The organism is Rhodococcus sp. MurmanLake-1 (assembly GCF_056945715.1).
Genome location: NZ_JBWZNF010000001.1, coordinates 40,466 through 63,747 on the forward strand (window position 1 = coordinate 40,466; position 23,282 = coordinate 63,747).

The window sequence follows — 23,282 nt, forward strand, 5'->3', positions numbered from 1 at the left end:
GTCAGCTCTTGCTGGTGGCGAGCTTGATCAGCTGAGGAGCTGTCGCGTCCGGAAGGTAAGCACGCGTGAGCGCGATTCCGATTCGAGGCAGGTCGGCCTCGTCGCGGAAACACAGGAAAACGGGTTCGTATCTCGGCTTGAACTTCTTCTTGAATGCGTGAAGAGACCGGAAGCCGTAGAGCGGTTCCATCGCGGCTCCGAGCATGTCGAGCAGGCGGTCCATCGATGCGGCGTCGGCGCCGTCGTCGCTGCGGGCCAGCGGCGCGCCGGACAGTGAGACGAATTGGGCACCTTGTTCTTTGAATTCGAGGGCCGACGATGCGATGAGGAACTCGACCACCGGCCGGAAGCCGTCCGGGCGTCGACGCATGACGTCGAGCGTCCAACCCCGGACCACGCCGCCTTCGCCGTACACCGGCAACCACGAGGTGACGCCGTGAATACTTCCCGTCGGGTCGACGGCCAAACCGACCCGGACGTCGCGATCGAGCGCCTCCTCGACGCTGCCGAGGGTGAACCCCATCTCGGGGAGTCCCTTGTCGCCCACCCATTCCTCGGATATAGCGCGCACTTGAGCCAAGACGGAAAACGGCTCGTCTGCCAGTGTTGTCATCCGGAAGGTGATGTCGTCCTTCTTGGCCTTGTTGAGCGCCGAGCGGATGTCCTGCCAGGACTTTCCGGTGAACTGCAATTCCGGCAGGTCGACGATCGTGTCCTCGGCGACCTGAACGGTGCGCCACCCGCGCCGTGTGGCGGCATCGGCTGTTTCCTTCCCTACGGAGAACAAGCAGGGAGTGAGGCCGTTGGCTTCGGACATCGTCGTGAATTCGTCGACCGCCGCGGCAAGTCGGTCGGGGCTCGCTATCGGATCGGCCAGCACTACGACGACACCGACATGCCGTTGGAATGCAACGACGCTCTCACCCGACTCGCCGAAGTAGTAACTGTTGCCGTCCCACGTCGTCATCCACGACATGGTTCCGCCGCCGTGCTGTTTGAGCAGTTCCCGAGCAGTGGCGCGAGGATCGTTCCCGGACAGCGGTCCGCCTCGAATCTTGCGCCGCATCGGCACGTGAAAAGCGTGACGGCCCTTGATCAGCAAGATGAGTTCGAGAAGCCAGAGCAGCGCGGTACCGACCGTGACGGCTCCGGCGCTTTCGTAGTCGAAGAAGATGACCGAACCGAGGACGAGGGCGGTGGCCAAGACCGTCAGAGAGCCGAACACCACGGCAACCCACAAGGCCCAGCGGCGACCTCGTCGCAACTGATCCGCGATCAGTGCAACGATGATCACGTCGACCAATGCGGTCCAGCCCGAACCGGTTTCGGCTTCCGTCGGCCCGAAGGGTCCACTGCCGGGGAACAACCACACGGCGATCTCGACCACTCCGATCAGGAGCAGGCCGATGAATCCGAGCAGACGGATCTCGCGTCGCGTTCGGGGGATGAACCCGCGCTCTCCGTCGCCGAAGAACTTTTCGCCGACCGGAAGGAAGATCGCAACCGCGATGAGGTGCTGTACGTCGGCGAGGCGACCTTCGAAGAGAAAGGCGATCGCGATGTACGCGCACAGGATGGCGCGCACTCGCATTCGCCAGGGCGAGCGCAGAGTTGCGGTGGTCGCGGCGAGTGCGGCGATGATGGCGGTGGTGACACCGACGTCGCGGTGGGTGGCGAGGTTGCGAGCCCAATCCCAATCGGTGTGGCTGCCCGCCCAGAGGAGGAGCGATGCACCCAGTTCGCCCGCCAACTGACCGCTGATCGTGACGATGGCCGCGTTCTTGGTTCCCAGGCGCCACTCGCACCAGCCGACCGCGAAGGCAAAAACGACGATGATCGAAACATACTGACCCGGCGTCAAGCCGAAGAACCAACCCGTGACGAGAGTCCACCACTTACCTTCCTGCAAGGCAGGGACTCCGTAGGCGATGTCGTCGAACCACGAGTAGGTACGGACGTGATTCCACAAGGCGCCGGTCGCGATCCCGACGACGGTGATGGTGAGCACGACGATCGAGGTGAACGGCACGCGCCGCAGGACGCTCAGCGCGTCGGAGGCAAAGCGAGAGGCCCGATTCGGCGCGCCTGGCGCGCTCTGGTCGGTCTGCGGGGTGGGGGTCTGGGACTGCTCAGCCATCGAGGTTCTCTTCTCGCCATGCCGCACGGTGGATTCTGCCTGTTCAGCATGACAGGAATACAGACCGATAATCAGGCGAAGCGGTCAAAATGGACGAGACTGGCTGGGGGTCTCAGTCTCGTGGCGCTACTGTCGAGCCATGGTGAACGGAGATTTACTGAATCGGGACCACCTGGTCGCCTCACTTGCCGCTTTCGAACCTCGGTCGGTCGAATTGGACGGAAGGCGCTCGGCGTCGGTGGTCATCGTCGTCATGCGGACTGCGGACGGAACACCCGTGTTCCCGGTGACGAAGCGGCCGAGCAAGATGCGCGCTCACCCCGGTCAGTTCGCGTTGCCAGGCGGAAGCGTCGACCCGGGTGAGTCTTCCGAACAAGCAGCGGTTCGGGAGCTGTCCGAAGAGTTGGGCGTCGACGTCCCTGAGTCGAACATCATCGGCCGGCTCGACGACTACGTCACCCGTTCGGGATTTGTGATCCGACCGTTCGTCGTCTGGTCCGGTGAGGACATCGGGGGACTGGTACCCAATCCCGACGAGGTGGCCCAGGTGTATGCCGTGACGTCGGAGGAACTCGACGTGGACTCGCGATTCGTCACCATCGAGGAATCACCGAACCCGGTGATCCAATGGCCTTTCCGAACGAGCCTGATCCATGCGCCGACCGGAGCCGTCATCTATCAGTTCCGCGAAGTGCTGAACGGACGGAACACGCGCATCGACAACCTCGAGCAGCCGGTGTTCGCCTGGCGATAAGGTCGGCTCGACACGCTCGGGACAGTTCGGGCTACGGCGCCTCGGCGAATAGTCCGTCGTGCTGTGGAAAGCTGGCCGCACGGCAATCGAAAGACGCGAGGTGTGTGCAGTGAACTCTGGCGAACAAGAACTGGTCCCCACGGATCGGATTCTCACTGTTCCCAACGTGCTCAGTATCGTGCGTCTACTCGCTCTGCCGCTGTTCGCCTACCTGCTGCTCGTCACGCACTCGGACGGCTGGGCATTGGCGCTGCTGATGCTCAGCGGGTTCACCGACTGGCTCGACGGCAAGTTGGCCAGGGTGCTCGGGCAGACCTCGCGTCTGGGAGCGCTTCTCGACCCGTTGGTCGATCGCCTGTACGTCGTGACGACACTGGTCACCTTCGTTGCCCGCGATTTCATTCCCTGGTGGGTCGCGGCGATTTTGATCGGCCGTGATCTTCTACTCGCGTTGACGTTGCCGATCTACCGCCGGCGTGGACTGCCGCCGCCCGAGGTCATCTACCTCGGCAAGGCCGCGACCTTCCTGCTGATGTTCGCTCTGCCGTTGATTCTTGCCGGGCATGGAGACTGGGCCATCGGACCGTTCACCCATGCCTTCGGTTTCGCTTTCCTGATCTGGGGAACCGTCCTGTACGTGTGGACTGCCGCGATCTACGTGCTCAAGGCCGTTGACGTTGCGCGAACGCACGAGGTCGTGCGCCGATGAAGTCGACCGGGGAGGACGTCCGTCGTAACCCGGTACCGTCGCTGCTTCGGTCGCTCATGACCGAACATCTCGATCCGGGCTACGAAGCGACGGCATTCGAACGCCAACACGAGCACACGACGAACAGATCCTCGAAGACGGGGCCGTGGCTGGCCCTCGGTGCACTGTTGATCGGGTTCATCGTCACGGTCTCTGCAGTTCAGGCCACCAAGCAGGTGACCGGCACCGAGGAGGTTCGAAGCGAGTTGGTCGCCAAGGTCCGTGACGCGGAGGATCGAATCGATTCGCTGGCCGCGTCCCGCGATTCACTCGGCGGCGACGTCGACGCCGCCCGTGGCGTGGCGCTCGAAGGCGATGCCAGAGGCAGCGCGGTCCTCGATCAATTGCGAGCGGTCGAATCCGGCGCAGGAGCCGAAGCCGTTCACGGGGAGGGGCTGGTGGTGACGTTGACTGACCCGGCCGGGCGCCCGAACCTCTCGGATGCGTCCCAGCGCAGCGTCGGCGGTAAGACAGTTGTCCTCGATCGTGATCTGCAGACCGTCGTCAACGCCCTGTGGGCTGGGGGAGCGGAGGCAATCGCCGTCGGCGGCGTGCGAATCGGGCCGACGGTGACCATCCGTCAGGCGGGCGGCGCGATGCTCGTCGACAACCAACCTGTCTTCTCGCCGTACCGCGTCGAGGCGATCGGCGACACGCGCGCGCTGCAGCGAGAGTTCGTCGTCAGCGACGCCTACGTGAGAATGTCGAGCGTCTCGCAACTGTACGGAGTCGGTTTCGCAGTGGCCGAGGACGACTCGTTGACACTGCCACCCGCGACGCCTCGTGCGGTCCGGGTGGCAACAGAACCCACAGAACCCAAGTGACAGAAGGAGTTCGATGAAGGCCGGTTCCGCCCTGTACGGACTCGCAGCACTGGTCGTCGGCATCGTCTTGGGCGTCGTTTTCAGCCCGCAGGTCCCCGACGTCATCCAGCCCTATCTTCCGATCGCTGTCGTTGCGGCACTCGACGCCGTCTTCGGCGGACTACGCGCGTATCTGGACGAGATCTTCGACGCAAAGGTGTTCGTGGTCTCCTTCGTCTTCAACGTGCTCGTCGCGTCGTTGATCGTCTGGCTCGGCGATCAGTTGGGTGTGGGTACTCAACTCTCGACGGCAATCGTCGTCGTGTTGGGTATCCGGATCTTCGGCAACGCAGCGGCATTGCGACGACGACTGTTCGGAGCGTGAGCCATGTCCGACCACGCCACGACTGACCCCGAAGAACCACCGGTGACGACTACGGGTGAAGGTCGTCACGAGTTGCGTTCGCCGTCGAAACATCGCACGAACGTCGTGTTCGCGATCCTCGCCGCCGTGCTCCTGGGTGTGCTCGGTGTCGCGATTGCCACACAGGTACGCAGCACCGTGGCCGGAGATTCACTCGACGCCGCGCGCCCTGCCGACCTCCTGGTGGTTCTCGACAACTTGAATCGGCGTGAAGCCGCGCTGAGGCAGGAAGTCGCGAATCTTCAGGAATCGCTTGCCACTTTGGAAGCCGGCGGCAACACGGGAGCAGCGCTCGACGAGGCGCGGGCGCGGCTGACCTCGCTTTCCATTCAGGTGGGGACCGCTCCTGCTACCGGACCGGGTGTGACGATGACCCTGACGGATCCAGCAGGGGGCGTCGGCTCCGAAGTGATTCTCGATCTCATCCAGGAACTACGCGCTGCCGGTGCCGAAGCCATCTCGATCGCAGGTGCGAACGGCGAACCCATTCGTATCGGCGTGAACTCGTGGGTGAGCGGGCGCGGCGGCGAGATCGAATTGGACGGAACCCGGATCGAGCAGCCGTACACTGTGACCGCGATCGGGGATCCACCGACGTTGGCAGCAGCGTTGAACATTCCCGGAGGCGTTTTCGACAACGTCGCACGCAACGGCGGAACTTCCTCAGTCGACCAATCGCAGCAGGTCACGATCTCCGTCTTGCGACAATTGAATCCGCGCCAATACGCTCAACCCGGAAATTGATCTTTTGCGTCCGACTTTCGGACGGCCTGTGAAAGGAAGCCACTGTGAGTGAGCTCGATACACCTACCGATCTGCGCTACACCGCGGAGCACGAGTGGGTGAAGCGGACCGGCCCGACCTCAGTTCGAGTCGGTATCACCGACTTTGCTCAGTCGCAGCTCGGTGACGTCGTGTTCGTCCAGCTTCCCGCTGTCGACGAAGACGTGACCGCCGGTGAATCGCTCGGTGAGGTCGAGTCGACCAAGAGCGTCTCCGACATCTTTGCTCCGTTCACTGCGAAAGTTCTTGCAGCCAACGGTGAATTGGACGGACAGCCTGACCTCGTCAACACCGATCCGTACAACACGGGTTGGTTGGTCGAGCTCGAGGTCGCCGACGAGGCCACACTCGACGCCGCACTCGCGGCAACGCTGGACGCGGAGGCATACAAGGGACTCACGTCCGAGTAGAAAACCTGCGCGTGGACCGGCCAACTCGTGTTGTGTCGCGGCCTGTCTCGCTGCACGCGGCGGTCTGCGCAGGGTACGGTCGTTAGGTACGCATGTGCCGAGTCGGGGCGCAGGGCCGTATCGAACGTGACTGTGAAAGATGCTCGTGAAGAAAGTGCACTGCGTAGTCCAGTGATTCATGATCTGGATGATTGACCCAGGAGGAGAAACAGTGAGCGAGAACGGTAACGACGCGGGCTATGGGGAGTCGCCGGCGGAGACCACTTCGGTTTTCCGTGCGGACTTCCTCAATGAGCTCGACAACACCTCCTCTGCAGCGCCGGCCGCCGAGCAGCCGGTTTCGGGCGTGGAAGGCCTTCCCGCCGGAGCCGCCCTTCTGGTGGTCAAGCGGGGACCGAATGCAGGATCCCGCTTCTTGCTCGATCAGCCGACGACGTCGGCAGGTCGACACCCGGACAGCGACATCTTCCTCGACGACGTGACCGTCAGCCGTCGTCACGCCGAGTTCCGTCAGGAAGATGCAGATTTCCACGTCGTCGACGTCGGAAGCCTCAACGGCACCTACGTCAACCGTGAGCCTGTCGATTCGGCAGTTCTCGCGAACGGTGACGAGGTTCAGATCGGCAAGTTCCGTCTGGTGTTCCTCACCGGCCCTCGTGCCGGCGGTTCGCAGGTCGGCGAGTCGTCAGCAGGTGCGGGTAGCTAATGACGGCAGTGCGGCAGCAGAGCCAGCCCGGAATGTCGATTGGTTCCGTGCTGGATCGGTTGCGTCCAGATTTTCCCGACGTGACGATTTCGAAGATCCGTTTCCTCGAGTCCGAGGGCTTGATCAGCCCACAACGGACACCGTCGGGATACCGCAGGTTCTCTGTCGAGGACTGCGAGCGTCTTCGCTTCGTGCTGACCGCTCAACGCGATCAGTACCTGCCGCTCAAAGTGATCAAAGAACAACTCGAAGCGATCGACAGCGGCGCAGCGACGGTGAGTGCAGAAGTTCCTGCGCCTCGTCGTGCTCGCGTCCTGTCGATCGCTACGGGCGATGTCTCACCCGAGGCGTTCCGGGTCGATCGCGAAGTTCGAGTCGGTCGTCAGGACCTTCTCGCTCGCGCCGACATCGACGATCGGTTTCTGACCGATCTGATCCGCACCGGTTTGGTCGTTCCCGGCGCAGCGGGCTTCTTCGACGAGGACGCCGTGACGCTGGCGCGCACCGCGAAGGCGATGTCCGAGTACGGCTTGGAGGTTCGTCATCTGCGGGCGTTCAAGTTGGCTGCTGATCGTGAAGCGGGACTCGTGACCCAGATCGCCGGACCGGTTGCCAAGGGTCGTGACGCCGGAGCACGTGATCGTGCCGAGGAAATGGTCCGGGAACTGGCTGCGCTGTCGCTGACTTTGCACACATGTCTGGTCAAGTCGGCGGTTCGGGGAAGTCTCGATCGCTGAGTTCCTCGATCAGCGGGGCACACTCGAATAGAATTTCAGTACGACCGCATCGGAGTCGGTCGGCTGGATCACGTCAGGTTGGAGGCAAGCTCGATGGGCGAAATGCGTGTGATCGGAGTTCGTGTCGAGCAGCCTCAGAATCAGCCGGTCCTGTTGCTGCGAGAGTCCGACGGTGATCGGTACCTGCCGATCTGGATCGGGCAAACCGAAGCTACCGCGATTGTTCTCGAACAACAGGGAGTCGAGCCGGCGCGGCCGCTGACTCACGACCTGATCAAGATCTTGATCGAATCATTCGGTCGGAGCCTCAAGGAAGTGCGGATCGTGGACCTGCAAGAGGGCACCTTCTACGCGGATCTCGTCTTCGACGAGCAGACCACCGTCTCGGCACGTCCGTCGGACTCGATTGCATTGGCCCTGCGCATCGGCGTTCCGATCTTCGCGTCGGAGGCTGTTCTCGCCGAGGCCGGTCTGGTCATTCCCGACGAGCGTGAAGACGAGGTCGAGAAGTTCAAGGAATTCCTTGACACCATCTCGCCGGACGACTTCAAAGCCACTGACGGTTAGTCCTGGTTGTCCGTAATCAGGCTTTAGTCTTCAACTCTCAAGTAGAGGTTGAGTCTCGGTCGGCGTGTTGCGTTGACCGAGCACCCTCGTGGTCTTACCGTTGCGTGCGGTGGAGATCTTCTCGCCTTGTCGATCGAGGCGTACTCTGGGTAAGTCCACTCATGGAATTACCTGCCTTGGATTCACATCTGAAAGTTCGGTCGGCACGGGATTCTCGTGACTGCTGATAGCACAGGTTGGTTACATGATGGCGAAGCGAGAGGGAGACGGCAGTGGAAGAACAGTCGAATGAGGGCGGAACGGGCATAGCCGATAGTGCCGAGCCGACTGCAGAAATGTCTTCCGAAGAGCTGCAGCCAGGCCTGTTCCCGGACGATTCCATCCCCGACGACCTCGTCGGATATCGAGTACCCAGTGCGTGCCAGATCGCCGGGATCACGTACCGCCAACTCGACTACTGGGCACGGACGTCGTTGGTTGTTCCGTCAATCCGTGGCGCTGCCGGATCCGGTAGCCAACGTCTGTACTCCTTCAAGGACATCCTCGTTCTGAAGATCGTGAAGCGTCTGCTCGACACCGGCATCTCACTGCAGAACATTCGCGTTGCCGTCGATCACCTCCGTAAGCGCGGCGTCCGCGATCTTGCCAACATCACCCTGTTCTCCGACGGCACCACCGTGTACGAATGCACGTCTCCCGAAGAGGTCGTCGACCTCCTCCAGGGTGGGCAGGGTGTATTCGGCATCGCAGTCAGTGGAGCGATGCGTGAGCTCACCGGAACGATCGCCGACTTCCCAGCCGAGCGGGCTGACGGCGGCGAGAGCGATCCCAACCCGGAAGACGAGTTGGCTTCGCGACGCAAGAATCGCGCCAGCCGCAAAACCGGATAACGTACGTCACATCTCTTTGGAGGATGCCACGGTGCAGGTAGGCGTTTCGGTCAACTAGACTGGGCCTGCGTCGCCGGCGTACGGGAGAGCCTCGGATACCGATTCACCGAACTTGTCTTTGTTTCAGTCTTTGTCTCAAAGGCCAGTCGTGAGCGGGATCAGGGCGCCGAAGGAGCAATACCTCCCCGTCAATCTCTCAGGCACCAAGGACCGTACGGGCTCCGACGCCTCTGGAAAGCGGTGGGACAACCCACCCGCCGACGGGGAAAGGCTGTGGCTTCCGTCTATCGTCGGATCACTACCGAATCTCTCAGGCGCTCGGGAATCGAGCATGCGACAGAGGGGGAGGAACGCACCGCAGTTCGGTGTGTGTCCTGATCCTCCGATCTGTCTGGGAGTTGTCGTGATCGACGCTGCAAGCCGTATATTTGCCGACCGCCATGTCGGTCCGAACGCCGCGGAACTCGCGCGCATCCTCGAACTCGTCGGGGTCGATTCACTCGACGAACTGGCAACCAAGGCCGTTCCCTCCGTCATCCTCGACGCTGCCCCGAACGGCATCGCGGCCGGACTCGACGCTCTGCCGCTTCCGGTCGGAGAGCACGAGGCACTTGCCGAACTGACTGCACTCGCAGCCCAGAACACTGTCGCGACGTCGATGATCGGCCTCGGCTACTTCGACACGTTGACGCCGCCGGTGTTGTTGCGCAACATCATCGAGAACCCGGCCTGGTACACCGCGTACACCCCGTATCAGCCGGAGATCAGCCAGGGCCGCCTCGAAGCCCTCCTCAACTTCCAGACCATGGTCGCCGATCTCTCCGGCATGGAACTGGCCAACTCGTCGATGCTCGACGAGGCCACCGCCGCTGCCGAAGCCATGACGCTCCTGCGCCGCGCGAACCGCAGCAAGTCCCCACGCTTTGTCGTCGACACGGACCTGTATCCGCAGACCCTCGCCGTCATCGAGACACGCGCCGAGCCGCTCGGCATCGAGATCGTCTCCGCAGATCTCACTGCCGGACTGCCCGAGGGTGATTTCTTCGGTGTCATCGCCCAGATCCCGGGCGCTTCGGGACGCGTCGTGGACTACACCTCGATCATCGCGCAGGCTCACGAGCGCGGCGCACTGGTTGCCGTCGGCGCCGACCTTCTTGCGATGACGCTCATCACCTCGCCGGGTGAACTGGGTGCGGACGCGTGCTTCGGCACCACCCAGCGCTTCGGTGTTCCCATGGGGTACGGCGGACCGCACGCCGGTTACCTGGCCGTGCACTCCAAGCACGCGCGTCAGCTGCCCGGCCGTTTGGTCGGCGTCTCCATCGACGCCGACGGAGACAAGGCATACCGCCTCGCGCTGCAGACACGTGAGCAGCACATTCGCCGTGAGAAGGCGACGTCCAACATCTGTACCGCGCAGGTGCTCCTCGCGATCCTCGCTGCGATGTACGCGAGTTACCACGGCGCCGAGGGGCTCAAGGCGATTGCGTTGCGCGTCGCTGCCCGCGCACACGCGTTGGCAAACGGCCTGCGCGAGGGCGGCGTGACCGTAGTCCACGATTCGTTCTTCGACACCGTGCTGGCTCAGGTTCCGGGTAAGGCGGCCAGCGTTGTCGCTGCGGCCAAGGAATCCGGGATCAACCTGCGTCTGGTCGATGCCGATCATGTCGGTATCTCCTGCGACGAGGCCACCACCGCCGACCACGTCCTTGCCGTGCTCGACGCGTTCGGGATCGAGGATGCTGTTGTTGCCATCGAAGCCGAGGGCAACTCGGTTCCGGCTGCTCAGGAGCGCACGTCCGACTACCTGCAGCACGAAGCCTTCACCCGTTACCGTACGGAAACGGCAATGCTTCGCTACCTGCGCGCGCTCTCCGACAAGGACATCGCCCTCGATCGCAGCATGATCCCGCTGGGTTCGTGCACCATGAAGCTCAATGCGACCGCCGAGATGGAATCCATCACCTGGCCGGCGTTCAACGCGATCCATCCGTTCGCGCCCACGTCGGATGCACCCGGTCTGCTGAAGATCATCAAGGATCTCGAAGACTGGCTGGTCGCGGTCACCGGCTATGCCAACGTCAGCCTGCAACCCAACGCCGGCAGCCAGGGGGAGTACGCGGGCCTGCTCGCGATCCGCAACTACCACCTCAGCCGGGGCGACGACCATCGCGACACCTGCCTCATCCCGTCGAGCGCTCACGGCACCAACGCGGCGTCTGCCGTCATGGCCGGGATGCGCGTCGAGGTTGTCGCCTGCCGTCCCAACGGTGACGTCGACGTGGACGATCTGCGCGCGAAGATCGCCGATCACGCCGAGCGTCTCGCCGCGATCATGATCACCTATCCTTCAACGCACGGTGTTTACGAGCACGAGATCTCCGACATCTGCGCAGCGGTACACGACGCCGGTGGCCAGGTGTACGTCGACGGGGCCAACCTCAATGCGCTTGTCGGCCTTGCCCGTCCGGGCCGATTCGGCGGCGACGTCAGCCACCTGAATCTGCACAAGACCTTCTGCATCCCGCACGGCGGCGGCGGACCCGGCGTCGGCCCGATCGGTGTGCGCTCACACTTGACGCCGTTCTTGCCCGGACATCCGATGGCCCCCGAACTCGGTGGTAGAGGCACGATCTCGGCAGCGCCGTACGGCAGTGCGTCCATCCTCCCCATCACCTGGACCTACATCCGGATGATGGGTGCTCAGGGCCTGCGCCGCGCCAGCCTGACCGCCATCGCGTCGGCCAACTACATCGCGCGTCGACTCGACGAGTACTTCCCGGTTCTCTACACCGGCGAGAACGGCATGGTCGCGCACGAGTGCATCCTCGACCTCCGTGGGTTGACCAAGGACACTGGCGTCACCGTCGACGACGTGGCAAAGCGTCTGGCCGACTACGGTTTCCATGCACCGACCATGAGCTTCCCCGTGGTCGGCACACTGATGGTCGAGCCCACCGAGAGCGAAAACCTCGAAGAGATCGACGAGTTCTGCGAGGCGATGATCGCTATTCGCGGCGAAATCGATCGCGTCGGCGCCGGCGAGTGGACGGTGGAGGACAACCCGCTACGCGGTGCTCCCCACACTGCCGGAAGCATTGCAGCGCAGTGGGATCACCCGTACTCGCGTGAGATCGCCGTCTTCCCGCGAGGCAAGGCTCGCCCGAAGGTGTGGCCGTCCGTGCGTCGTATCGACGGTGCACATGGCGACCGCAACCTGGTCTGCTCGTGCCCGCCGATCGAAGCGTTCGCAGGCAACTAAGGCGTGTGCCCGCCGGAGATCATCACCTCTCGCGTACGAGTTCGAGAACGGTGATCTCCGGCGGTGCGCCGACGCGTACCGGCGGGCCCCAAGCCCCGGCGCCACGCGTCGTGTAGAGCACTGTGTTTCCGACCTTGTCCAAGCCTTGCACCGAGGGCTGCTGCAGCGGAACGAGATACCTCAGCGGCCACATCTGACCGCCGTGAGTGTGCCCGGACAGTTGCAGATCGATACCCATCTCGGACGCCTCGATCGCTTGACGCGGTTCGTGCGCGAGAAGCAAGGCGAAAGTATTTGGATCGCGACCTGCGAGCGCGGCAGTAAGGTTCGGCTCGTACGGGGCCGGCGACGTGTAGTCGTGGATGCCCACGATGTCGATGGTGTCGCCGTCATGCTGGATCGAGGCGCGGCTGTTGCGAAGTGTGGTGATCCCCAATGTTTCCCACACGTCGAGCCATTTGCCACCGTCGTCCGCGTAGAACTCGTGGTTTCCGCTGACTCCGAAGATTCCGTCCGGCGCCTGAAGATCGGCGAGCGGAGCAAGATCGGGAGCAACTTTTGCGACGGTGCCGTCCACGAGATCGCCGCCGATCGCGATCAGATCGACATTCTGCGAGTTCACGATCTCGACCACCTTGCGGGTGAAGTCGACCCCGCGGGCCGGTCCAACGTGCAGGTCGGTGATCAAGGCGATCCGGTATCCGTTGAAGCCCTCGGGCAGGCGAGCGAGCGGCACGCGGACGCGTGAAATCTTGGGGCCCGACGCCTCGTAGACGCCGTAGCCGGCGGTGCCGATCGCCGCGAGAGTGACTGCTGCTGTAGCCAACTGCAACGTACGACGCTTGGCCGGGTCGACTTCGGTCGTGGTATCCGTCCGGCGTGCACGTAGTCGACTGATCCCGGCAAACAGGCCGATCACGAGCAGTCCGGGAATCAGGTACAGCCACGAAGCCAGCCAGACCCATCCGAGAAATCCGATCGGTCGCGCCCAGGACGTCGGGAAGATTTCGCCGCTGCCGACCCCGATGAGCGTCGAGACCGCCAAGACGACAAGCGCAGTGTCGGCAAGACGAGCCCATCGCCTCGGGATGCCGGTGGCGCGAACGAGTCGGCGGTGCAGGAACCAGGTCAGAAGGGCGAGAAGGACTGCAAAAACCGCGACGCGCCCCATCAGGACAGCATCTTGGTCACTGTGGCCGCGAGAGCGGGGTCGGACGTCGAATCGACGCGAACCAAGGTTCCGCCGGTCCGATCCGAGACGTCTTGGAGTGTGGAGACGTCGTCGCCCGCACCGACGACGATCACGTCGACCTGTACCGGACGCGACGGATTGCCCGCAGCGGCGATCGCGCTGAGCAGTTCGGCTCGCGTCGTGGTGGATTCGTCAGGTGTACTCGAGGTGATCAGCAGCACCGAGTTGACTCGTCCCGCGTCGAAACCGTCAACCGCGGCTTTGTACGAACTGGCAAGCGCCGGGTACTTGGAGGTCTTTCCGCCGGCTCGAAGCCCGTTGAGGAAATCGGTGATGGTGGCGCGCCGATTCGGCTCGGACAGTGAACCGCCCGGAACCAGGATGCGCTCGGACGGTTTTCCGTCGGTGCCCGTGCTGAACTCGCGAAGGCCGATGTCCGAAGCGTCAGGGCTGCGACCCAATTGGGTGTTCACTGCCGCGGCAATGTTCGCCAAGCGGGTAGTGCCACCGTCGTCGGTCCCCATCGACGCTGACGTGTCCATCAGGATGGTGGCACTACGCGGAGAGACCGGATTGGCGACGATGTCACCGAGCGCAGCTGCGGTTTCGGCCGAAGCCGGTTTCAACGTGGTCGATATCTTGGCCGGAGACACCGCACCGAGATCGGGAAGATCTTGACCCTCGACCCGGAAACCGGCGCCGACGAACAACTGTGACTGATTCGGCTCACGCATGAAATCGGCAAACTGCGCCGCTGCGCGCGAGGCGGTTTCGTCGATCCCGCTGCCCGAGACGATGACCGCCGGATAGTCCGCGACTGGCGTTGCGCCGGCGGGGGAGTACGTCGTCATCGCCGCGTTCGCGCTCTGCGCTATCGACTGTTCCGTGGCCGGAACGGCTTTCACCGAATCCGGTGTTCCGGCGCTCAGTGCTCCGAGGGCTTCGGCGGTGGACGTCGGGGGAGTCGGCAAGGATTGGAACTGCAATGCCCGCGCACTGAGCGCAGCGTTGACCTGCGCGGACTTCGCCTGATCCGTCGTGACCGGACCGGCACCCGCATCGGCGACGTCGGCAGCGATTGCCTGTGCGGCCATCGAGGTTTCGGTACTTCCGACCGGCAGGGCGACCGTCAGATCGGAAGGCAATGACTTCCAACTCGATGCTGCGCCGGCCAATGCTGCCGCGGTCTCGGGGCCGGTTGCCAGAACGATCGGGGAACTCGCGAGCGAGCGAGGATCACCGTTGATCACGGCCTTGCCCGCCAGCGGCGCGAGTTCGAACGAGCTCGTCGGGATCCACAGGGAGGGACGCGGTCCCAATGCTGCGTCGTCCCAGGATGCCGCCGGACCGGCTTCGAGTGCCGTCGAGACCGACGCGGACGGCGCACCGTGCACCACGACGGTGATGCAGTGATCGCGCACGACCGGAGAGGTCTGGGTGTACCGCTTGGCCAGTTCCTCGATCTGTGGGGCGATGGACGGATCCGCGGTGACGTCGAGTGTCTTGTTGCCTTCGACGCACGTACCTGCTGCCTGCTGGCCCTGATCGTCGATCCGGTTGCTGAGGGCCTTCCACCCGAAGAAGCCTGCAACGATCAAGACGATCAGCACGACGACGAGAATCGGCCCCTTGCTGATACCTCTGGCGCCTGACCCGCCGCGATGTTCGCCCACGTACCTTGCCCTACCTTGGTCACTCGAAGAATGTCTGCTGAACGGACTGTGTCCTCAGCCAGTCTAGTGACGAATCTTCGGGGCCTACGCGAACAGCCTCGACACCGGTTAGCGGTGCCGAGGCTGTTCGGGTTCAGCTTCGAGTTCGAAGAGGGTGAAATCAGGCGTTGGCAGCCTTGTACTCGCGGCGGCGGCGATGCAGGATCGGCTCCGTGTATCCGCTGGGCTGCTTCGCGCCTTCGAGGATGAGTTCCTTGGCAGCCTGGAACGCGATGTTGGAATCGAAATCAGGTGCCATGTTGCGGTACTCGGCGTCGCCCTCGTTCTGACGGTCGACAACCGGGGCCATGCGCTCGAGTGCACTGACAACGTCGCGCTCGCTGACGATGCCGTGACGCAGCCAGTTGGCGAGCAGCTGGCTCGAGATGCGCAGGGTGGCGCGGTCCTCCATGAGCGCGACATCGTGGATGTCGGGAACCTTGGAGCAGCCGACACCCGCGTCGATCCAGCGGACGACGTAGCCGAGGATGGACTGGCAGTTGTTGTCGAGCTCTTCCTTCTTCTCCGCGTCCGTCCAGTCGGTGCTGGGAGCGAGCGGGATGGTCAGGATGTCGTCGACGCTCGCACGCGGCTTGCCCTTCAGGCTGTCCTGAACAGCGAACACGTCGACGCGGTGGTAGTGCGTCGCGTGCAGCGTTGCGCCGGTCGGCGAAGGAACCCACGCGGTGTTGGCGCCGGCCTTGGGGTGGCCGATCTTCTGCTCGAGCATGTCTGCCATCAGCTCGGTCATGGCCCACATGCCCTTGCCGATCTGCGCCTTGCCCTGCAGGCCGCAGGCCAGTCCGGTGTCGACGTTCCAGTCCTCGTACGCACCGATCCACTTCTGCTTCTTCATCTCGGCCTTGCGCACCATCGCGCCGGCTTCCATGGAGGTGTGGATCTCGTCGCCGGTGCGGTCGAGGAAGCCGGTGTTGATGAACACGACGCGGTCGACGGCTTCCTTGATGCAGGCAGCGAGGTTGACTGTCGTGCGACGCTCCTCGTCCATGATGCCGACCTTGAGCGTGTTCTCGGGAAGCCCGAGGACCTGCTCGACGCGGCCGAACAGTTCGGTGGTGAAGGCAACTTCCTCGGGGCCGTGCTGCTTGGGCTTGACGATGTAGATCGAGCCGGTGCGGCTGTTGTCGAGCGGGCCGTTGGCGTCACTGATCGAGAGGCCGTGCACTGCACAGGTGCTCGTGATCAAAGCGTCGAGAATGCCCTCGGGGACCTCGTTGCCGTCGGCATCGAGGATCGCGGGGTTGGTCATGAGGTGACCGACGTTGCGGACGAACAGGAGCGAACGACCGTGCAGGCTGAGTTCGCTGCCGTCGACGGCGGTGTACTTACGGTCGCCGTTGAGCGTACGAGTGAAGGACTTGGCGCCCTTCTTGATCTCCTCGGACAGATCACCGCGATTGAGGCCCAACCAGTTCCGGTAACCGACAACCTTGTCGTCGGCGTCGACAGCGGCGACCGAGTCCTCGAAGTCCATGATCGTGGTGACGGCCGATTCGAGAACGACGTCCTTGACACCGGCGGCGTCGGTGCTGCCGATCGGGGAGGACGCGTCGATCTGGATCTCGGCGTGCAATCCGTTGTTGAGCAGCAGGATGCTCGTCGGTGCGTCCTTCTCGCCGAGGTAGCCGACGAACTTCTCCGGCTGGGCGAGGGTGGTGACCGTACCGTCTGCCAACGTGATCTTCAGTTCGCTGCCGTCGATCACGTACTTGGTCGAATCTGCATGCGACCCCGACGCGAGAGGTGCTGCCGCGTCGAGGAATTCACGCGCCCAGGCGATGACCTTGTCGCCGCGGACCTTGTTGTAGCCGGAACCCTTCTCGGCGCCGTTCTCCTCCGAGATGGCGTTGGTGCCGTACAGCGCGTCGTACAACGAACCCCAGCGGGCGTTGGACGCGTTGAGAGCGAAGCGCGCGTTGAGGATCGGCACGACCAACTGCGGGCCGGCCGTCGAGGTGATCTCAGTGTCGACGTTTGCGGTGGTGACCGAGAACTCGGCAGGCGTCGGCAAGAGGTAGCCGATCTCCTGCAGGAACGCCTTGTATGCGGCAGCGTCGATGGGAGCGCCGGCATGATCGCGATGCCACTGATCGATCTGAGCCTGCAGATCGTCACGCTTGGCAAGCAAATCGCGGTTCTTCGGTGCGAGCTCGGTGATGACCTTGTCGGCGCCGGCCCAGAACGTCTCGGCGTCTACACCGGTGCCGGGAAGAGCCTCCTCGACCACGAAGTCGTAGAGAACCTTGGCAACCTGAAGACTGCCGACCTGAACGCGCTCAGTCATGAATAGCCTCACTTTTCCGAAAGCGGAGCACCACATATGGATGCCATGAACCAACATCAATGTTACCTGGGAGTATTCCCACCGCTGTCCGCGCCCTGAGCTGCGATAATCGGGCGCGAAGAGCTGAAACGATCAAGTGAAATTCGTTCTGTCTAGAGTTTGCGCGCGGAAATCTCGAAACCGGCCTTGCGTAGACGCTCGGCCAGGACGTCGCCGAGCGCCGTCGCTGGAGTCAAAACGCCGGTAGCCGGGGGGAGATCCTTGTGGTCCTTCGCCAATGACAACGCAGATTCGCCGAGCATTACCGCCGTCGCGCTGTATCCCGGGTCGCCCTTCGCCTTCACTCGTGAGGTGTATCGAGCGCCGGTCGTGGTCGTGGTGAACACATCGAGCGTGAAGTGCCCCTTCTTCTGGGTGCTCTCGCTCGGGCCCTCGCCGGGTGCAGGCAATACCTTGTCGAGAAGGAAACGTGTCGGAGGAAGGGCGAGTCCGGCGACCAGCGCGCCGAGGCCGACTGCGACACCGCCCGCGATTACCGGTGACACCACCGAGGAGCCGACGCTCATCACCTCGCTGTACTTGAACTTCTTGCCGTACGCCCACTCTCGGAGCGCATTGCTGCGACGGACGACTCGTGTGTTGTACGACGCCATCACGAACGGTGCCTTCCATCCCTTCAACGACGGATCGATCTTCTTGCCGTCGACCACGCTCACGTCGCTCTGTCGTCCGAGGTCCGGCTCCCGGTCACGATCGGGGCTCAGTGAATACGGCGAGGCAGCGAGTTTCCGTAGGCGCGCATCGTCTTTCGACACGTCGATCTGATTGCGAAGCGAATCGATCGTGCCACCGCTCACGCCGCCGCGCAGCGCCGTGACCACCAGCGTTGTGTCGGTGAGCTCACCGGCGCCGTCGGCAGTGACCTTCTCGTGGAGGACGTGAACTCCGAGATCGGAAGGGATGGAATCGAATCCGCAGGAATGGACGATCTTTGCGCCGGTCGAGACCGCCAGCTCATGGTTGGCGTCGATGCTCTCGCGGTGGAACAGCACCTCACCGGTGAGGTCGACGTAATGAGTTCCGGCGGAGGCGCATTCGTGAACAAGGGTGTGACCGTACTTGGCGTACGGGCCGACCGTGGTGGCGACGACCCGAGTTCGCTGCGCGAGCGCCTTCAATGCGGTGGCGTCGTCGGCGTCGGCGATGATCAGGGGGAGATCGGCAGCGGCGGTACCCAGATCGGCGCGAGTGGCTGCCAACTTCTCGAGGGAGCGGCCACCGAGGCCGATCTTCGTGCCTTCGGGAGCATGTTTGACGAGGTAGTCGGCGAGTAGCTTTCCGACGAAGCCGCTCGCTCCGTAGACGATGATGTCGAGTTCTCGGGCGGGCGAGGTTCCAGTCATGGAGCCAGCCTACAAACGCGCACTCGAAAGTGATGTGACCGTGGTCACTCAGCAGGGAGGGGTTCCTTGACGACGAGGATCGGAGCCTCCACTTCGAGCAGGAGACGCTGCAGCGGGCGTTCGAGGAGGAACTTGCCGATGGGGGACATCCGGCGTGTTCCGACGATCAGGAGATCGACACCCGCGCCGTGGACCAGGTTCACGAGCGCGGTCACCGGATCGCCGTCGTGCTCGGTGGTGCGCAGATCCCACTTCGTCTCCGAGAATCCACCGGCGTCGAGCGCTGACTGAATCTCGCCGCGAAGAGCGGCCCGATCGTCCTCGGTGTCTCCGGTGTCGGCCGTGTCCCCGATGTTGACATCGTCCAGGACGTGCAGAACCAGCAGTTCCTCGCTTCGACCCACGGATTCCCGTGCGGCGGCCACGATTGCGGCGCGGCCTTCCGGGCTGTCCTTGTGTACGACGGCGATCGTCATGGTTCCTCCGAGTCGGTGAGCAGGTTCGCAGTCCATTATCGCCTGCAATGCTGTGCCCTACCTGAATTGAGCTACTCGACACGGGGGTTTGGCGGTGACGAGATCGCCACATCGGGGCGCCTAGGTGCTGCCTGTCACCACTGCGGGGTGCCGCCCATCACCACGGCGAGGGTTTGTAATCCTTGAGGAAGCAGCCGTGCAGGTCGATACCCAGTTCGCCCTGAACGATGGGGTCGTAGACGCGGGCTGCACCGTCGACGAGGTCGAGTGGTGCGTGGAAACCTTCGTCGGCCAACCGCATCTTGGTGAAGTGCGGGCGTTCGTCGGTGATCCAGCCGGTGTCGACGGCGGTCATGAGGATGCCGTCGTCGAGCATTTCCTTGGAGCTGGTGCGGGTCAGCATGTTCAGTGCTGCCTTGGCCATGTTGGTGTGCGGGTGGCCAGGGCCCTTGTACGCGCGGCTGAACTGGCCTTCCATGGCGGAGACATTCACGACGTACTTGCGTCGCGCAGCTGCCGCGGCCATCGAGGGGCGCAGGCGTGAAACGAGGATGAATGGCGCTACCGAGTTGCAGAGCTGGACTTCGAGAAGCTCGATCGGATCGACTTCCTCGACGGTCTGGACCCAACTGTTGGTGTGCGCGAGGTCCGGCAGCAGCCCGCCGGCGTCGATGGCGATGCCTTGCTCGATGCGATCGGGTGAAGCCGACTTGGCGACGAGTGCGAGCGAACTGACCGCGTCGGCGGACAGATTTCCGGAGGTGATGCTTGCGACGTCCGACAGCGATCCGGCCAGAGCCGCGGGGTGAGCGTCGCTCGTCTTGCCGAAGGTCAGGACATCAGGAAGTTCACCGGCGGGCAGGGCACCGGACTCGGCATCGACCAAGGCGCCGTAAGCGCCGGGGGAGCGTCGAACAGTTTGTGCGGCGTTGTTGATCAGGATGTCGAGCGGACCCTGTGCGGCAACGGAATCCGCGAGTGCAACAACCTGGGCGGGGTCGCGGAGGTCGATGCCGACGATGCGCAGACGGTGAATCCAGTCGTTGCTGTCTTCCATCGCTTTGAATCGGCGGATCGCGTCGTTGGGGAATCGCGTCGTGATGGTCAGATGTGCGCCGTCACGCAGCAGGCGCAGCGCGATGTACATACCGATCTTCGCGCGGCCGCCGGTCAGAAGTGCGCGTCGGCCGGTGAGATCAGTGCTCGCATCACGTTTGCTGCGGCTGGTGGCAGCGCACTCGGGGCACAGTTGGTGGTAGAAGGCGTCGACTGCGGTGTAGCGCTGCTTGCAGATGTAGCACGGTCGCGCCTTGATGAGCGTGCCGGCGGAAGCGCCGGCGGTGTTCGACTTGATCGGAATGCCTGCGGTCTCGTCGTCGATGCGATCGGGTGAACCTGTGGCAGTCGCGGCGACTACTTGGCGGTCCGCTTCGTTGACGGCTGCGCGCGAGGCGAGGCGGCGCTTCTTCTTGAGTCGCTTGAACAGATGGCCGACAGCGCGCTGCATGGTGATCGAATCGGGATGCTCGTCGTCGAGTTCGGCGGCTTCGGAAAGGACCTTCAGGCAGATTTCGAGTTCTGCGGGGTCGAGGCCGGTGAGTTCGGCTCGAGCAGATTCTGAATCGGCTGTTTCCAGCGAATCTGCCTGCAGTGCATCCGACTTCTTGGTGTCTGTATCCACTTCGAACTTCTGTTCCATCTCGATCGCCGCTCGCGCGGACTGTTCCCTGGTGCGGGAACTTCGCCAATTACGAGAAAAGCTCCGGTTCGATGAACCGGAGCTTTTCCTGTCTGTCTCAACACAGAGTGTCCGAGGGGGGACTTGAACCCCCACGTCCGTTAATAGGACACTAGCACCTCAAGCTAGCGCGTCTGCCATTCCGCCACTCGGACTCGGCCCCGATTTCTCGGTGCTGGGAAAGAGTATCCGATTAGGTGAGCTGCCCCAAATCGCCAGGTTGCGGGGCATTCCGGTCGCCCGCGTCGTTTGATTCGATGGTAGGAAAGTGGAATGACCACAACCCCGAATAATCCGAATCCGAGCAGAGCCGAAGCAGAAGTAGTCGAACTGGTCAGTTCTCTCATCCGCTTCGACACCTCGAACACGGGAGAACTCGAAACCACCAAGGGTGAGCGTGCGTGCGCGGAGTGGGTTGCCGCGCAGCTTCAAGAAGTCGGCTACGAGACGGAATACGTCGAGTCCGGTGCACCCGGACGCGGGAACGTCTTTGCCCGCTTGAAGGGAGCTGAGTCGGGTCGAGGCGCATTGATGCTTCACGGTCACCTCGACGTCGTTCCGGCCGAGCCCGCCGACTGGAGCGTCCATCCCTTTGCCGGCACCGTCCAGGACGGTTACGTCTGGGGGCGCGGAGCCGTGGACATGAAGGACATGGTCGGGATGATCTTGGCCCTCGCCAGGCAGTTCAAGGCGGAAGGCGTCGTACCGCCGCGTGATCTGGTGTTCGCCTTCGTGGCGGACGAGGAAGCGGGCGGCAAGTACGGATGCCAGTGGCTGGTCGAGCACCGCCCGGATCTGTTCGAGGGAGTGACCGAAGCCGTCGGTGAGGTGGGCGGTTTCTCGCTGACGGTTCCGCGGCCGGACGGAACCGACCGCAGGCTCTACCTCGTGGAGACTGCGGAAAAGGGCCTCGGTTGGATGCGTCTGACGGCCAAGGGACGCGCCGGGCACGGCTCCTTCCTCCACGACGACAACGCAGTCGCGACACTCGCCGGCGCGGTCTCGAGACTCGCTGCTCATCAGTTCCCGATCGTGATCTCGGATTCGGTTGCCGAGTTCCTCACCGCCGTCGGCGAAGAGACCGGATTGGACTTCGATCCAGGATCACCCGACATCGACGGGACTCTCGCGAAGTTGGGGACGATCGCCAACATCATCGGGGCGACCTTCCGTGACACGGCGAACCCGACGATGCTCAAGGCCGGATACAAGGCGAACGTCATTCCGCAGACTGCCGAGGCAGTCTTCGACTGCCGCGTGCTGCCGGGACGGCAGGCTGAATTCGAGCGCACGGTGGACCAGCTGATCGGCCCCGACGTGACCCGCGAGTGGATCACCAAGCTCGATTCGTACGAAACAACGTTCGACGGCCACCTCGTAGACGCCATGAACGAGGCGATCCTCGCCCATGATCCGGAGGCTCGCACAGTTCCGTACATGCTCTCCGGCGGAACCGACGCGAAGGCATTCGCGAAACTGGGCATTCGCTGCTTCGGCTTCGCGCCGTTGCAGTTGCCGCCCGAGCTCGATTTCAGTGCGCTGTTCCACGGCGTCGACGAGCGAGTTCCGGTGGACGCACTACTGTTCGGGACACGTGTTCTGGAACATTTCCTGCTCAATTCCTGACGAGCACGTAGATAGATCCGTGAGCTCGACGCACATCGAGCTCTCTTGTCACAGAAAGGATTCGCATGGCGCACGATCCGTACGAACCATTGCCGAAGTTGCCGAGTTTCGAGCTGACCAGTGACGACATCACTGCGGGCCAGCCGCTGAAGCTTGCTCAGGCCAGTGGAGCCTTCGGAGTTCCCGGTGGCGAAGACATCTCACCGCAGCTCTCGTGGTCCGGCTTTCCAGCCGAGACGAAGAGCTTCGTCGTGACGGTGTTCGATCCGGACGCACCGACGGCGTCAGGATTCTGGCACTGGGCCGTGGCGAACATCCCCGCTTCCGTCACCGAACTCCCGGCCGGTGCCGGCGCGGCGGACAGCGATGTCCTGCCTGCCGGAACCGTCACCCTCCGCCACGACGGTGGCGGGTTCGGTTTCATCGGTGCAGGCCCGCCTCCCGGGCACGGTCCGCATCGCTACATCGTGGCGGTGCATGCCCTCGACGTGGAGACGCTCGACGGAGTCACCCCTGACTCGTCGCCGGCGTTCCTCGGTTTCAACGTGTTCCATCACGCGATCGCGCGTGCAACCCTGACCGGGACGTTCGAGGTCGAGTAATCACTTT

Annotated in this window: 20 protein-coding genes, 1 tRNA gene and 1 riboswitch; of the genes, 13 read left to right on the forward strand and 8 right to left on the reverse strand. The window is 63.3% G+C overall.

All coding sequences use genetic code 11. The features are described 5' to 3' along the window. Window position 1 precedes the first annotated feature (1 nt). Complete coding sequence (locus AC2ETI_RS00205; protein WP_483633433.1) at window positions 2-2,137, reverse strand: bifunctional lysylphosphatidylglycerol flippase/synthetase MprF; 2,136 nt, start codon at window positions 2,135-2,137, stop codon at window positions 2-4. 139 nt (window positions 2,138-2,276) lie between these two features. On the opposite strand from AC2ETI_RS00205, the gene AC2ETI_RS00210 reads away from it, so the two are divergent. From AC2ETI_RS00210 to gcvP, 11 genes are all read left to right on the forward strand, one after another. Next, window positions 2,277-2,891, forward strand: a complete 615-nt coding sequence (locus AC2ETI_RS00210) for an NUDIX hydrolase (RefSeq protein ID WP_020969692.1) — start codon at window positions 2,277-2,279, stop codon at window positions 2,889-2,891. Between the two features lie 109 nt (window positions 2,892-3,000). Then, on the forward strand, window positions 3,001-3,600 hold the full coding sequence (locus tag AC2ETI_RS00215) for a CDP-alcohol phosphatidyltransferase family protein (RefSeq protein ID WP_020907837.1): 600 nt from the start codon (window positions 3,001-3,003) through the stop codon (window positions 3,598-3,600). Further along, window positions 3,597-4,463: a DUF881 domain-containing protein gene (locus tag AC2ETI_RS00220; RefSeq protein WP_020907836.1), complete on the forward strand. Its 867-nt coding sequence runs from the start codon at window positions 3,597-3,599 to the stop codon at window positions 4,461-4,463. Before AC2ETI_RS00215 ends, AC2ETI_RS00220 begins: the two co-directional genes overlap by 4 nt. A gap of 13 nt (window positions 4,464-4,476) precedes the next feature. Next, window positions 4,477-4,827 (forward strand): small basic family protein, encoded by a 351-nt coding sequence (locus AC2ETI_RS00225; RefSeq protein WP_003946178.1) that lies wholly within the window; start codon window positions 4,477-4,479, stop codon window positions 4,825-4,827. Window positions 4,828-4,830: 3 nt separating this feature from the next. Then, the gene (locus tag AC2ETI_RS00230; RefSeq protein WP_021344355.1) at window positions 4,831-5,610 is read left to right on the forward strand and encodes a DUF881 domain-containing protein; all 780 of its coding nucleotides are present in this window, start codon (window positions 4,831-4,833) and stop codon (window positions 5,608-5,610) included. A gap of 44 nt (window positions 5,611-5,654) precedes the next feature. After that, window positions 5,655-6,059, forward strand: coding sequence for a glycine cleavage system protein GcvH (gene gcvH, locus AC2ETI_RS00235; protein ID WP_019748557.1), 405 nt, complete (start codon window positions 5,655-5,657; stop codon window positions 6,057-6,059). A 211-nt stretch (window positions 6,060-6,270) separates the two neighbouring features. Continuing rightward, window positions 6,271-6,765 carry a glycogen accumulation regulator GarA gene (gene garA / locus AC2ETI_RS00240; RefSeq protein ID WP_003946166.1) on the forward strand — a complete coding sequence of 165 codons (495 nt, stop codon included), beginning with the start codon at window positions 6,271-6,273 and terminating at the stop codon, window positions 6,763-6,765. After that, window positions 6,765-7,502 (forward strand): transcriptional regulator FtsR, encoded by a 738-nt coding sequence (gene ftsR, locus AC2ETI_RS00245; RefSeq protein ID WP_003946161.1) that lies wholly within the window; start codon window positions 6,765-6,767, stop codon window positions 7,500-7,502. The genes garA and ftsR overlap by 1 nt, the downstream gene beginning before the upstream one ends. 93 nt (window positions 7,503-7,595) lie before the next feature. Beyond that, window positions 7,596-8,069 (forward strand): bifunctional nuclease family protein, encoded by a 474-nt coding sequence (locus tag AC2ETI_RS00250; protein WP_003946194.1) that lies wholly within the window; start codon window positions 7,596-7,598, stop codon window positions 8,067-8,069. A gap of 335 nt (window positions 8,070-8,404) precedes the next feature. After that, window positions 8,405-8,959 (forward strand): MerR family transcriptional regulator, encoded by a 555-nt coding sequence (locus AC2ETI_RS00255; RefSeq protein WP_021344354.1) that lies wholly within the window; start codon window positions 8,405-8,407, stop codon window positions 8,957-8,959. A gap of 220 nt (window positions 8,960-9,179) precedes the next feature. Then, window positions 9,180-9,309, forward strand: a riboswitch (glycine riboswitch). Window positions 9,310-9,362: 53 nt separating this feature from the next. Then, window positions 9,363-12,221 (forward strand): aminomethyl-transferring glycine dehydrogenase, encoded by a 2,859-nt coding sequence (gene gcvP, locus AC2ETI_RS00260; RefSeq protein ID WP_483633434.1) that lies wholly within the window; start codon window positions 9,363-9,365, stop codon window positions 12,219-12,221. Between the two features lie 22 nt (window positions 12,222-12,243). Here the strand turns inward: gcvP and AC2ETI_RS00265 are convergent, their stop codons facing one another. The 7 genes from AC2ETI_RS00265 to AC2ETI_RS00295 all read right to left on the reverse strand — a co-directional run bounded on the left by AC2ETI_RS00265 (window position 12,244) and on the right by AC2ETI_RS00295 (window position 21,202). Further along, complete coding sequence (locus tag AC2ETI_RS00265) at window positions 12,244-13,392, reverse strand: metallophosphoesterase (protein ID WP_046378593.1); 1,149 nt, start codon at window positions 13,390-13,392, stop codon at window positions 12,244-12,246. Continuing rightward, window positions 13,392-15,086 (reverse strand): VWA domain-containing protein, encoded by a 1,695-nt coding sequence (locus AC2ETI_RS00270; protein ID WP_483633435.1) that lies wholly within the window; start codon window positions 15,084-15,086, stop codon window positions 13,392-13,394. Before AC2ETI_RS00270 ends, AC2ETI_RS00265 begins: the two co-directional genes overlap by 1 nt. Before the next feature lie 160 nt (window positions 15,087-15,246). Beyond that, window positions 15,247-17,430, reverse strand: coding sequence for a malate synthase G (locus AC2ETI_RS00275; protein ID WP_483633436.1), 2,184 nt, complete (start codon window positions 17,428-17,430; stop codon window positions 15,247-15,249). 152 nt (window positions 17,431-17,582) lie between these two features. Further along, entirely contained in the window at window positions 17,583-18,833 is a 1,251-nt protein-coding gene (locus AC2ETI_RS00280; protein ID WP_070386266.1) for a saccharopine dehydrogenase family protein, read from the reverse strand. A gap of 44 nt (window positions 18,834-18,877) precedes the next feature. Next, window positions 18,878-19,309 (reverse strand): universal stress protein, encoded by a 432-nt coding sequence (locus AC2ETI_RS00285; RefSeq protein ID WP_020723653.1) that lies wholly within the window; start codon window positions 19,307-19,309, stop codon window positions 18,878-18,880. 157 nt (window positions 19,310-19,466) lie between these two features. Further along, a complete protein-coding gene (locus AC2ETI_RS00290; RefSeq protein ID WP_020907830.1) occupies window positions 19,467-21,008 on the reverse strand; it encodes an SDR family NAD(P)-dependent oxidoreductase in 1,542 nt (513 codons plus the stop codon). A gap of 108 nt (window positions 21,009-21,116) precedes the next feature. Continuing rightward, window positions 21,117-21,202: transfer RNA gene (locus AC2ETI_RS00295), tRNA-Leu, on the reverse strand. 118 nt (window positions 21,203-21,320) lie between these two features. On the opposite strand from AC2ETI_RS00295, the gene AC2ETI_RS00300 reads away from it, so the two are divergent. Together AC2ETI_RS00300 and AC2ETI_RS00305 are read left to right on the forward strand one after the other, a co-directional pair. Beyond that, on the forward strand, window positions 21,321-22,673 hold the full coding sequence (locus tag AC2ETI_RS00300; RefSeq protein ID WP_003946170.1) for a M20/M25/M40 family metallo-hydrolase: 1,353 nt from the start codon (window positions 21,321-21,323) through the stop codon (window positions 22,671-22,673). A gap of 65 nt (window positions 22,674-22,738) precedes the next feature. Then, window positions 22,739-23,275 carry a YbhB/YbcL family Raf kinase inhibitor-like protein gene (locus AC2ETI_RS00305; RefSeq protein WP_007733394.1) on the forward strand — a complete coding sequence of 179 codons (537 nt, stop codon included), beginning with the start codon at window positions 22,739-22,741 and terminating at the stop codon, window positions 23,273-23,275. Window positions 23,276-23,282 lie beyond the last annotated feature (7 nt).

What these genes read in the sequence shown, in the direction of transcription:
- AC2ETI_RS00205 (WP_483633433.1), bottom strand. Translation starts at nt 2,137, where the DNA reads ATGGCTGAGCAGTCCCAGACCCCCACCCCGCAGACCGACCAGAGCGCG.
- AC2ETI_RS00210 (WP_020969692.1), top strand. Translation starts at nt 2,277, where the DNA reads ATGGTGAACGGAGATTTACTGAATCGGGACCACCTGGTCGCCTCACTT.
- AC2ETI_RS00220 (WP_020907836.1), top strand. Translation starts at nt 3,597, where the DNA reads ATGAAGTCGACCGGGGAGGACGTCCGTCGTAACCCGGTACCGTCGCTG.
- AC2ETI_RS00225 (WP_003946178.1), top strand. Translation starts at nt 4,477, where the DNA reads ATGAAGGCCGGTTCCGCCCTGTACGGACTCGCAGCACTGGTCGTCGGC.
- AC2ETI_RS00230 (WP_021344355.1), top strand. Translation starts at nt 4,831, where the DNA reads ATGTCCGACCACGCCACGACTGACCCCGAAGAACCACCGGTGACGACT.
- ftsR (WP_003946161.1), top strand. Translation starts at nt 6,765, where the DNA reads ATGACGGCAGTGCGGCAGCAGAGCCAGCCCGGAATGTCGATTGGTTCC.
- AC2ETI_RS00250 (WP_003946194.1), top strand. Translation starts at nt 7,596, where the DNA reads ATGGGCGAAATGCGTGTGATCGGAGTTCGTGTCGAGCAGCCTCAGAAT.
- AC2ETI_RS00255 (WP_021344354.1), top strand. Translation starts at nt 8,405, where the DNA reads ATGTCTTCCGAAGAGCTGCAGCCAGGCCTGTTCCCGGACGATTCCATC.
- AC2ETI_RS00265 (WP_046378593.1), bottom strand. Translation starts at nt 13,392, where the DNA reads ATGGGGCGCGTCGCGGTTTTTGCAGTCCTTCTCGCCCTTCTGACCTGG.
- AC2ETI_RS00275 (WP_483633436.1), bottom strand. Translation starts at nt 17,430, where the DNA reads ATGACTGAGCGCGTTCAGGTCGGCAGTCTTCAGGTTGCCAAGGTTCTC.
- AC2ETI_RS00280 (WP_070386266.1), bottom strand. Translation starts at nt 18,833, where the DNA reads ATGACTGGAACCTCGCCCGCCCGAGAACTCGACATCATCGTCTACGGA.
- AC2ETI_RS00285 (WP_020723653.1), bottom strand. Translation starts at nt 19,309, where the DNA reads ATGACGATCGCCGTCGTACACAAGGACAGCCCGGAAGGCCGCGCCGCA.
- AC2ETI_RS00290 (WP_020907830.1), bottom strand. Translation starts at nt 21,008, where the DNA reads ATGGAACAGAAGTTCGAAGTGGATACAGACACCAAGAAGTCGGATGCA.
- AC2ETI_RS00300 (WP_003946170.1), top strand. Translation starts at nt 21,321, where the DNA reads ATGACCACAACCCCGAATAATCCGAATCCGAGCAGAGCCGAAGCAGAA.
- AC2ETI_RS00305 (WP_007733394.1), top strand. Translation starts at nt 22,739, where the DNA reads ATGGCGCACGATCCGTACGAACCATTGCCGAAGTTGCCGAGTTTCGAG.